Genomic DNA, 11,987 nt, shown 5'->3' with positions numbered 1-11,987 from the left:
GGGGGCCGCCACAACCGCCTCCGGTTCTGGCGTCGGCCCGCTGCAATCAATAATCAGGCGAGGACTAACCCCGTTGGCCGGATTCGGCCCCCCGCCAGTTTGTTGGCCGGCTTCCCGGCTGTAATAAAAAATGGTAAAATCTTTGGCCGACTGCGGCTCTAGCATGAGGCCATGATTGGGATAACGGTCCAGCAGCCAGGCTTGGGCCATATCGGTTACATCCCAGGTATGGCTTTCGGCTATAACTAAGGGCAAGGAACGATAGTTGAGAAAGGGGTCGGGTTGATTTGACCAATTGGTTGCGGTCTCGTTAAAAGGGGCGGCCAGGTTGGCCAAGCGCAGCTCAGGCGTATCTATGCCGGGGCCTCCGGCCACGCGCAATTCTAAAGAGGCCCGGTAAATGGACGCGCCCCGGAGGCTCTCATCAAGCGGAAAGTACAGCAGGATGCGTTTGAGCTGGTTTCCCTGGCGACCAAGTTGGAGAACGGTATCCCGGCCATACACAGTGGCGGGGCTGGCCGAATCAAGCCAGGTATCCCGGCCGGCCTCTATGACGTGGCGGCCCTGACAAACCGGCGAGGCGACAAAGGGCACCGGCAGTTGGAATACGTCCAGGAGACCGGCCTTCCGGGCGGCTGAAATCGCAATCCCTTCATTATCTAAAATAGCATCCCAAATAATTTCCGGCCGCACTGGGGGCAGGCGGGGCGGCGCAAAATCTATCCGGTAATTGGCTGCCAGCGCCGAATGGAGCTGCACCGGAACAAAGCGGGCCTGCCCGGCCCCGGTGAGCCTTTCAAAAAATAAAGTTCCGGCCAGGCACAGCATCCCTACCAACAAGAGCAATACCAGCAAGCCGGCCCAGCGGCGGTTTCTTTGGCGTTCCATGCCCCGTGCCGGCATATTCATTCGACCATCTCCTTTCGCCCTGCCTGGAGATGGTAAACCAATAATTGTTCCACTTTGCCCCTAATGGTGTGCGCGCCCAGCGATTCCAGTTGGAATTCGTGTCGCCAATCCTGCAAGGCAAACAAGGTATGCTGGCTGATAACGGCGCTGCTTTTTTGGCCCAGTTGTTGGGTGATACTTTCCAGGCGGGTGGTGGTATTGACCGTATCGCCAATAATGGTGTAGTGAATCCGGTCGGTGCTGCCCAGGGCGCCGGCAGTGACCGGTCCGGTATTGAGGCTAATGCCCACGCTAAAGGCAGATTCGCCGCGTGCCACCCGGCGCGCATTGAGTTTTTCAATGGCCTCCAGCATGGCCAGGGCCGCCCGGCAGCCCTGGTAGGCGCTTTCCTGGGCAGGGAGCAGGCGCGGCAAGATGCCAAAGAAAACCAGGATGGCGTCTCCTTCAAACTTGCTAATCACCCCGCCATGAGCCACGACAATAGGCACCAACTCGTCAAAATATTCATTCAACCAGGTCATCACGGTGGTGGGGTTTTTGGTTTCGGCCAGGGTGGTAAAACCGCGAATGTTGCTTACCAGAACCGTGGCCATTGCCTCCTGCCCTTCCAGCCGCACGTCGCCGGAGGCAAAGCCCTGGCGTAGTTGTTCGCGCACCTCCGGCGAAACAGTCCGGCCTAATAAGTCACGATACAGCGAACCCTCCCGCAGGCCGGAAACCATCTGGTTAAAGGAGTAGGCCAGCACTGCCACTTCATCGTTGCCGGCAGGGTTTACCTGCACCTCCAAATCACCCTCGGCCACCCTGGCCGAGGCGTCAACCACTCGCAGCAAGGGCCGGGTGATGCGGTTGGCCAGCACCAGGCCCAGGGTAATGACCATAAACAAAGCGGCCGTGGTCAATAGGTAAATCTGGAGGCGGGTAATCTGGCTGGGCCGAACCAAAAAGGTTTCGGGCAGAGCGGCGCCAATTACGCCCTGATCATTATGGCTGCGGGCGCCCGTGGCCGGCTCAACCGATTCCCGCGCTTCCCACGGCCCCAAAATTTCACTATAGTTGATACTGCCCGCCGTTAAAGGGCGGATCAAGCTGGCTTCATCTTGGCGCTGCAAAATCTCCGACACAGTTTCCACGCTCAAAGGCTGAAGGTCTTCTCTGCTGGCCAGCAGGGTTGAGGCCAGGGGGTGCCCATTGAGATCATAAATGGTGGTGTGGGCCAGGGTACTCTGCCGCATCTGATCAATCAGGGTTGGCAACGATTTACCCACCAAAACCACGCCTACCTGCCGTCCGTCCTCGGCCAAGATCGGCCCGGCCACGTAAAAATAGTCGCCCCAAGGCGGGCGGGCCAAACCGGCATATTTATCGCGCTGCCGGTCTGCGCGCCCGGCTAATACGCTGCGCACAAACTCCCATTGGGCAAAGAGGCTCTCACCCCGGGAAACAGAGTACGCTTCAATTGTGCCGCCGCGACGATGGCGCAAGGAAAGCAAGCTTACTCCCTGCATGTTCAGAATTTCAATGGCTTCTTCTTGATAATTAACCGCCAGGGGCAGGGTCACTTCATGCAGGCGTTCAGCGTCGGCGGCGGTTACTGCTTCCGGCACGCCTTGCATATAAGCCAGTAAACGCAGGGTTTCCAGAAGACGATTTTCTTCTTGCACCATCCAGTCGTTGGTCAGTTTTCCGGCTTCAATCAACTGATTGGTGAACCGTTCTTCAATCGTGTCCAAGACCACCCGGTTGACCACGTAGGCCACCCCCATCGCCAGCATCAAAGCCAGGATAATGTAGGGCAGGGTAATCTTCATCCTGACCGGCACCCGCACTTTAGGCAGCGCGGCCCGATCCGTATTTTCCTTTGAAGCAGCCCGGCTATTTTCTGCCAAGGTCTGGAGCGCCTGCTCGATATTGGCGCGGGTGAAGGGCTGTTGTAAAAAAGCGCAGGGGGGGTACTGTTTTTGGGCGCGTAGTTCTTGTGGAGGGTCGGGGTAATGGGTGGTAAAGAGAATTTGGGTGGCGGGGGATTTTTGCCGGGTTTGGTGGAGCACATCTTGCCAGCCGTCATTCAAAACATGTAAATCTACAACCACCAAGCCTGGCCTGGTTTGCTCCAAAACACCATAAGCCTCGGCGGTAGCAGTGGCATGCCAAACCTGATCACCCTGTGCTCTAAAAAAATTAGAGAGGGACTGGATTGACTTTAAATCGGGCTGCACAATCAAAACTTGGCGTGACATTTCCAGAAAACCCAAAATAAGAGGCGCTCCAACAATCACCCGGCGCGTAACAACTCTATCCCAATTATAACATAATTTTGGATAAAAATAGTGTGAACTCATCATTCTTCAATAGGAACAAGGTACTAAAACACCCTGGCCGGTGAGAAGAAGTATTTGGTCGGGTTCACATTGGGTTTACGCCCGCTTCAACTTATGGCCCAAAAATTACCCATTTGGGTGATGACATCCCCCTAAAACAGTCTATAATTATTAACTACCTCAAAGTTTTAGATGCACATATATCCCTTGACAATCAAAAACGTTCTCATTCCAGTTGTCTACCACCCCCAGAAGTGTGGTGGGCCGGCGTAAAACGTCCCCTCACTTCTCTCCTGCCAACTGATGTACGACTCTATTTGATCGTCAAAAACCATATCGTTAAATCTTACCGCGACGGAGCGAGGCGTTCTCTGGTCGCGGTATTTTATCTCAGAAGGAGTTGAACGATGCAACCAGATAATGCCGGGCAATCCCCTGGACGGCCTCCCAAACAAGGATTGTATGACCCCCAATTTGAGCACGATGCCTGCGGGGTTGGTTTTGTGGTTAACATCAAGGGCCAGCGATCCAACAGCATTTTGCGGGATGCGTTAACTGTTCTCAATAATTTGACCCATCGCGGGGCAACCGGGGCCGAGCCGACCACGGGAGACGGCGCGGGGATATTGTTCCAATTGCCGCATGCTTTTTTTCAGAAGGCGTGCGCTCAAGAGGGTTTTGAATTGCCCCGGCCCGGCGAATACGGCGTGGGCATGTTGTTTTTGCCCCCAGCCGAAGAGCAGCGCCGGGCCTGCGAGCGGCAACTGGAAGAGATCATAACCGCCGAAGGGCAAGAGTTGCTCGGCTGGCGGACCGTGCCCACTAACAACAGCGGCCTGGGCAAAACCGCCTTGCTGGCCGAGCCGGCGGCGCGCCAGGTGTTTATTAAACGTAACCCCCGCCTGGCCGACCCGATGGCGTTTGAGCGCAAGTTGTACATTATCCGCAAGCTGGCCGAAAAAACCATCCGCCACTCCGGCCGGGTAGCGGGTGGCCGGGCGTTTTATTTTAACAGCCTTTCTTACAAAACCATTGTCTACAAAGGCATGTTGATGTCGGAACAGCTTGAGGCATATTATCCCGACCTGTCCGACCCCGACATCGAGACCGCCCTGGCCGTTGTTCACTCTCGCTTTAGCACCAACACCTTCCCCAGTTGGGACCGCGCCCACCCTTACCGTTACCTCATCCACAACGGCGAAATCAACACCCTGCGCGGCAATATCAACTGGATGCGCGCCCGCCAGTCGGTGTTCAAATCCAGCCTCTTTGGCGACGATTTAGCAAAGGTGCTGCCGGTGATTGACCCCGACACCAGCGACTCCGGCATGTTCGACAACGCCCTGGAATTTCTCACTCTGGCCGGCTGGCCCATTCACCAGGCCATGATGATGATGATCCCCGAGCCGTGGTCCAACCACGAAAGCATGAGCGACGAGAAAAAAGCCTTTTACGAATACCACAGCGCGCTCATGGAACCATGGGGCGGCCCCGCCTCAATTGGTTTTACCGACGGGATAATGGTGGGAGCCGTGTTAGACCGCAACGGCCTGCGCCCTTCACGCTACTACGTTACCAAAGATGATCGCGTGATCATGGCCTCGGAAGTGGGCGTGCTCGACCTGCCGCCGGAAGACGTGCTCTATAAAGGCCGGCTGGAGCCGGGCCGCATGTTCCTGGTAAACATGGACGAAGGCCGCATTGTGGGCGACGAAGAACTCAAACAAAAAATGGCCGCGGCCAAACCATACCAACAATGGCTGAACCAATATCGCCTGAAACTGGAAGACCTGCCGGCGCCCAAACAGGCGGATTTCAAAAATATGTTCAAGCAGGAGTCGTGTTACGGTAGCCTGCTGCAATGCCAACAAGCCTTTGGCTATACGTTTGAAGACTTGCGCATGCTCATCGGCCCGATGGCCGAGCGCGGCATTGAGCCGGTGGGGGCTATGGGCAACGATTCTCCCCTGGCCGTGCTGTCGGACAAACCCAAACTGCTTTACAACTACTTTAAGCAACTATTTGCCCAGGTCACCAATCCCCCCATTGACGCCATCCGTGAAGAAATTGTAACCGCCACCGAAATGATGATCGGCGCCGAAGATAATATCCTGGAGCCAACCGCACGCGCCTGCCGCCTCATCCGCATCCCTTATCCTATTCTGACCAATGTGGAACTGGCTAAACTGCGTCACATCAAAGCTTCCGGCTTTAAGGCGGTCACCCTGCCCATATTGTTCCGGGCCGACGAGAACGGCGCGGGGCTGGAACGGGCCATGTTAGATCTCTGCGCGGCGGCCGATCAGGCCATTGCCGGCGGGGCCAATCTGCTCATTTTATCGGACCGGGGCATTGACCACGATTACGCCGCTATCCCGGCGTTGCTGGCTGTGTCCGGTTTGCACCACCATCTTATTCGCCAGGAGACCCGCACTCAGGTCAGCCTCATCCTTGAATCCGGCGAGCCGCGCGAGGTGCATCATTTTGCCACGCTCATTGGTTATGGGGCTACGGCCATCAATCCCTACCTGGCTTACGAAACCCTGCGCGATATGGTGGCCCAGCAGATGCTCAACAACATAACGGCCGACGAGGCCATCAATAAATACATCAAGGCCGGGCTCAAAGGAGTGGTCAAAACCCTGTCCAAAATGGGCATCTCCACCATTCAAAGTTACTGCGGCGCGCAAATTTTTGAGGCCGTTGGCCTGAACCAGGCCGTGATTGACCGGTACTTTAGCGGAACTCCCTCCCGGATCGGGGGCATTGGCCTGGATGTGATTGCGGAAGAAGCGCGATTGCGCCATCGCCACGGCTTCCCTAAACGGCAAGTCAACGGCCATACCCTGGACGTGGGAGGCGAGTATCAGTGGCGGCAAGACGGCGAGCATCACCTGTTCAACCCCCAAACCATTCACCTGCTGCAAAAAGCCTGCCGCACCAACAATTACGATACCTTTAAACAATACGCCGCTCTCATCAACAACCAATCCGAAAAATTGGGCACGCTGCGCGGTCTGCTGGAATTCAAGCTCGCTGCCGAGCCGATTCCGCTGGACGAGGTTGAGCCGGTGGAATCCATTTGCCGGCGCTTCAAAACCGGCGCAATGTCTTACGGCTCCATCAGCCAGGAAACGCACGAAAGCCTGGCGGTGGCCATGAACCGCATTGGCGGCAAAAGCAACACCGGTGAAGGCGGCGAAGACCCCGCCCGCTACATTCCCCTGCCCAACGGCGATTCAAAAAACAGCGCCATCAAACAGGTGGCCTCGGGCCGTTTTGGCGTTACCAGCGAGTACCTGGTTAACGCCCAAGAACTTCAGATCAAAATGGCCCAGGGGGCCAAGCCCGGCGAGGGCGGCCAATTGCCGGGTCGCAAGGTATATCCCTGGATTGCTAAAACCCGGCACTCCACCCCCGGCGTGGGTCTTATCTCGCCGCCCCCGCACCACGACATTTACTCCATTGAGGACCTGGCCGAATTGATCCACGACCTCAAAAACGCCAACCATCAGGCCCGCATCAACGTAAAGTTGGTGTCGGAGGTGGGGGTGGGCACTATTGCGGCGGGCGTGGCCAAGGGCAAGGCCGACGTGGTGCTGATCAGCGGTTACGACGGCGGCACCGGCGCGTCGCCCCAGAGCAGCATTAAACACGCCGGTTTGCCCTGGGAACTGGGCCTGGCCGAAACTCATCAAACCCTGGTGCTCAACAACCTGCGCAGCCGCATTGTGGTAGAAACCGACGGCCAGCTTAAAACTGGGCGCGACGTGGTGATTGCCGCCCTGCTGGGCGCGGAAGAGTTTGGTTTTGCTACCGCTCCGTTAGTAACGTTGGGCTGTATCATGATGCGGGTATGCCACCAGGATACCTGCCCGGTGGGCGTAGCCACCCAAAACCCGGAACTGCGCAAGAAGTTCAGCGGCAGCCCGGAGCACGTGGTCAATTTTATGCACTTTATTGCCCAAGAGATGCGCGAGTTGATGGCCCGGCTTGGCTTTCGCACGGTTGACGAAATGATTGGCCGGGTAGACAAGCTGGAGCCTCGCCAGGCCATTGACCACTGGAAGGCCAAAGGCCTGGACTTTTCCAACATTCTATACCGGCCCGACGCCCCGCCCGAGATAGGCCGCTACTGCCAGATACAACAGGACCACGGCCTGGAGAAAACCCTGGACAACCAAACCCTGCTTGAGCTATGCCAACCGGCCTTAGAACGCGGCGAGCCGGTAGCGGCCACCCTGCCCATCAAAAATGTCAACCGGGTGGTAGGCACCATTCTGGGCAGCGAGTTGACCCGTCGTTACGGCGGGGCCGGTCTGCCCGAAGACACTATTCGCCTGCGTTTCCAGGGGTCGGCCGGGCAGAGTTTTGGCGCGTTTGTGCCCCAAGGTATCACCCTGGTGTTGGAAGGCGACTCTAACGACTACATTGGCAAGGGCCTGTCCGGGGGCAAGATCATTGTTTACCCGCCGGAGGGGTCAACCTTTGTGCCTGAAGAGAATATTATTATCGGCAATGTGGCCTTTTATGGGGCCACCAGCGGCGAAGCCTACATTCGGGGCGTGGCCGGCGAACGTTTTTGCGTGCGCAACAGCGGCATTCGAGCGGTGGTGGAAGGCGTGGGCGACCACGGCTGCGAGTATATGACCGGCGGGCAGGTAGTGGTGCTGGGCCAGACCGGGCGCAACTTTGCCGCCGGCATGTCGGGTGGTGTGGCCTACGTGCTGGATCGGCATGGCGATTTTGCTACCCTCTGCAACCGGCAGATGGTCGGCCTGGAAAAGTTGGATGACCCTGCTGAAATTGCTGAAGTCAAAGCAATGGTCCAACGCCACGCCGAATACACCAACAGCGAATTGGGCTGGCGCGTATTGGCTCAATGGGACGAGTTGGCGCCCAAATTTGTCAAAGTGATGCCGCACGATTACAAACGCATGCTGGAAGCCTTTGCCGAAGTTGAAGCCTCCGGCCTGAGCGGCGACGAAGCGGTGATGGTGGCGTTTGAAAAGAACAAGAGCGACATGTCCCGGGTGGGCGGAAATTAGCCGCAGCCAAATCTGCCTGCACGGAGCAAATTTTCCGGTTCTCGCGTGGTCCTATGGCTTAAAATGAATTTAGACAAGGCTGGGTGTTGGTTTAGAAAGTAACCCGCAAAATTGCAAGAGTTGTTTGAAAATTAACAAAAAAATTAGGCCGGCGCCGGTCAACAAAAATAGAATTGCCTATATCAGGCAATTTCTATGCAAAATTGGTTCTGAAACCATACGGTTTAGCGGTTTTTTTGCCGAAAAACCCGGTTTTACTATTATACGGTTCAATTTTGGTCTGCTTCAAATTTCAAACCTTGTGTGTTTGGTCAACACACAAACAAACTATCACTATAAAGGAGAAAGTTAAAGAATGATTCAGTGGTCAGGAACTAATGATGTATTAGGCACAGCTAACCGGGGCGATGCCGCGGAGTCGGGTTTGTGCACCCTTTGCCGGGCGGATTGTAAGGGTAAGTGCGAAACTTGGCTTTCAAGTTTGCGCGGGCGAAAACTGCTTTATCCCCGCGATTTTGGCATCGTCACCGCGGGCAGCGCCAATACCACCCATGTTGGCGTTAACTATAACGCCTTGCGCATCCAGGGGTATAACTACGGTGCTTTGGGCGTACCGCAAGGATTATCCGATTCCCCGGATGACTGCATTTTTCCAAATGTTAGTGTTGAAACCGAGTTTGGCGTTAACATAAAAACCAAAGCCAGAGTGCCCATTATGACCGGCGCGTTGGGGTCAACCTTTATTGCCGCCAAATATTGGGAAGCGTTTGCTATTGGCGCTGCCCTGGTAGGCTTTCCCATTGTGATTGGGGAAAACGTGGTGGGCATTGACCAGGAAGCGGAACTCACCAACGGCAAAATAGCCAAAGCCCCCGAACTTGACCGCCGCATTGATACGTTCCTGCGATACCACGATGGTTATGGAGCCATCATTGTGCAGATGAACGTGGAAGATACCCGCAACGGGGTGGCCGAATACGTGATTGATAAGTATGGCGATAAGGCCATTATTGAACTGAAGTGGGGGCAGGGCGCCAAAAACATTGGCGGTGAAATTCAGGTAAAAAACCTGGAGTACGCCTTATTTTTGAAAGAACGGGGGTATGTGGTTGACCCGGACCCCACCATCCCGGAAGTGCAGGAGGCTTTTCAGCACGGGGCGGTGGAAGCCTTTGCCCGCCACAGCCGCCTGGGATACACCGACCTGCACAATGCGGACGCGGTGCGAGAGAACTTTATGCAGTCGGTTAAGCATTTGCGCGAACTTGGTTACCAACGGATTACCTTAAAGACCGGCTCTTATGGCATGGAGGCCCTGGCTATGGCCATCAAATACGCCACCGAAGCCGATTTGGACCTGCTGACGATTGACGGCTCCGGCGGCGGCACCGGCATGAGTCCCTGGAATATGATGGAAACCTGGGGCGTGCCTTCGATCTTTCTGCATGCCAAAGCTTATGAATATGCCTCGCACCTGGCCGGGAAAGGGCACAAAGTGGTTGACCTGGCCTTTGCCGGCGGCCTGGCCCGCGAAGACCATATTTTTAAAGCGCTGGCTCTGGGCGCGCCTTATACCAAGCTGGTGTGCATGGGCCGGGCGTTGATGATCCCCGGTTTCCTGGGCGCGAATATTCAAGGGGTGGTTGACCCTGAAAGTTGTCTAACCATCCATGGTAATTGGGATAAACTGCCGCAAACGGTGGCTCAATTTGGCCGGGTGCCCGAAGAAATTTTTGCCGGCTACTATGACGTTCAGCATAAAGTAGGGGCCGATGAAATGGCAAATATCCCCTTTGGGGCCATTGCCGTTTGGACCCTGGCCGATAAATTGGCGGCGGGCCTGCAACAGTTATTGGCCGGCGCCAGAAAATTCTCTCTGGCCGAAATCTCCCGTAACGATCTCTTCTCGGCCAACCGGGAAACGGAAAGAGAAACAGATATACCATTTATGACCGATGTCTTTGATAATGCGGCTAAACGAATTTTAGACTCATAGTGTTGGGTAGGTAAACCGTTGGGTTTTATGCAGGCAGGTTGAGGGTATTCGCTTTAGCCGGGTTGGGGACATCTCTAAAAACAATTTAACGAGGTGTTTGCAAAATGGGTAAAATAACCGGATTTATGGAATATAAGCGTGAAGTTCCCTCGGACCACTCCCCGGAGGAGCGAATACGTCATTGGCAGGAGTTTCACTTGCCCATGGCCGAAGAAAAATTGCAAATCCAGGGCGCTCGCTGCATGGATTGTGGCATCCCCTTTTGCCATACCGGCACGCTGTTAAGCGGCATGGCCTCGGGTTGTCCAATCAATAACCTTATCCCTGAGTGGAACGACCTGGTTTATCGTGGCCTTTGGCGTGAAGCTCTCGACCGCCTGCATAAAACCAACAACTTCCCCGAGTTCACCGGCCGGGTTTGCCCCGCCCCCTGTGAGGGTTCATGTACGCTGGGGATCAATGAACCGCCGGTGACCATTAAAAGCATTGAGGCGGCCCTTATTGACAAGGGTTTTGCAATGGGCTGGGTAAAAGCCAGCCCTCCCCAAAAACGCACCGGCAAAAAAGTGGCCGTGGTTGGCTCCGGCCCGGCCGGGTTGGCCTGCGCGGCCCAGCTCAACCGGGCCGGGCACTGGGTAACGGTGTTTGAACGCGCCGACCGGCTTGGCGGCTTGCTCACCTACGGTATCCCCAATATGAAACTGGAAAAACACGTTGTCCAGCGCCGGGTCAATTTGTTGGCCGAGGAAGGTGTTAAATTTATCACCCATACCGAGGTTGGCGTTGATTATCCGGCGGACAAGCTGATGTCGGAATTTGACGCGGTGGTGTTGTGCGGCGGCGCTGCCAAACCACGCGACTTGTCGGTTGAGGGCCGCAATCTCAAAGGCATTCACTTTGCTATGGAGTTTTTGCACGCCAACACGCAAAAAGTGCTGGACGGCGACGATCCTACTATCACGCCCTGGCAAGAGCGAACGGGCCTTGGCCAATTTATATCAGCCACAGGCAAAAACGTGATTGTGATTGGCGGCGGCGATACCGGCACCGATTGTGTGGGCACGTCTTTGCGCCAGGGGTGCAAAAGCGTACAACAATTTGAGATTTTGAATCGCCCGCCGGATGCACGCCCGCCGGACAATCCCTGGCCGGAGTGGCCCAGAATTTTTTGGGTTGATTACGGCCAGGAAGAAGCGGCGGCTCTTTATGGCCGCGACCCGCGCCACTACGCCATTATGACTAAAAAATTTGTGGGTGATGAGAACGGTCGGGTGAAAGAACTGCACACTGTTCAAATTGAGTGGGTGGCCAATAACGGCAGTCGTCCCGCGCCCAAAGAACTTCCCGGCACTGAAAAAGTTTGGCCGGCGCAGTTGGTATTATTGAGCCTGGGTTTTTTGGGTCCCGAGGATTTTCTGCTAAAGCAATTGGGCGTTGAACAGGACGAGCGCTCTAACGCCAGGGCGGCGTACGGCCAGTTTGCCACCCGCGTGCCCGGCATCTTTACCGCAGGCGACATGCGGCGTGGCCAGAGTCTGGTAGTGTGGGCCATCAACGAGGGGCGTGGCGCGGCCCGGGAGGTGGACCGCTACCTGATGGGCGAAACCGATCTACCCTAAAAAAATCAGGCTCATGTTAAGAACAAGTGCGAGTAACTAAAAGAGAAATGAAGGAGGGGTTGATTCGCTTCAAATTGATGCCAAACTCACACAT

General features: G+C 55.7%; 5 protein-coding genes. 3 read left to right on the top strand and 2 right to left on the bottom strand.

The genetic code is table 11. From position 1 onward, the window contains the following. Together JW953_05090 and JW953_05085 are read right to left on the bottom strand one after the other, a co-directional pair. A partial coding sequence (locus JW953_05090) for a DNRLRE domain-containing protein (GenBank protein MBN1992057.1) occupies window positions 1-909 on the bottom strand: 909 nt, incomplete at its 3' end. Further along, the gene (locus JW953_05085) at window positions 906-3,149 is read right to left on the bottom strand and encodes a HAMP domain-containing protein (GenBank protein MBN1992056.1); all 2,244 of its coding nucleotides are present in this window, start codon (window positions 3,147-3,149) and stop codon (window positions 906-908) included. The genes JW953_05085 and JW953_05090, both read right to left, overlap by 4 nt. A gap of 488 nt (window positions 3,150-3,637) precedes the next feature. Between JW953_05085 and gltB the strand changes: the two genes are divergently transcribed. The 3 genes from gltB to JW953_05070 all read left to right on the top strand — a co-directional run bounded on the left by gltB (window position 3,638) and on the right by JW953_05070 (window position 11,893). After that, window positions 3,638-8,278: a glutamate synthase large subunit gene (gene gltB, locus JW953_05080; protein MBN1992055.1), complete on the top strand. Its 4,641-nt coding sequence runs from the start codon at window positions 3,638-3,640 to the stop codon at window positions 8,276-8,278. Window positions 8,279-8,633: 355 nt separating this feature from the next. After that, the gene (locus JW953_05075) at window positions 8,634-10,274 is read left to right on the top strand and encodes an FMN-binding glutamate synthase family protein (GenBank protein MBN1992054.1); all 1,641 of its coding nucleotides are present in this window, start codon (window positions 8,634-8,636) and stop codon (window positions 10,272-10,274) included. A 104-nt stretch (window positions 10,275-10,378) separates the two neighbouring features. Then, a complete protein-coding gene (locus JW953_05070) occupies window positions 10,379-11,893 on the top strand; it encodes a glutamate synthase subunit beta (GenBank protein MBN1992053.1) in 1,515 nt (504 codons plus the stop codon). Window positions 11,894-11,987 lie beyond the last annotated feature (94 nt).

The sequence above is a fragment of the Anaerolineae bacterium genome (assembly GCA_016931895.1).
GTDB lineage: Bacteria > Chloroflexota > Anaerolineae > 4572-78 > J111 > JAFGNV01.
Note: the sequence above shows the minus strand (reverse complement) of the source record. Positions and strands in the feature narration are given on the sequence as shown.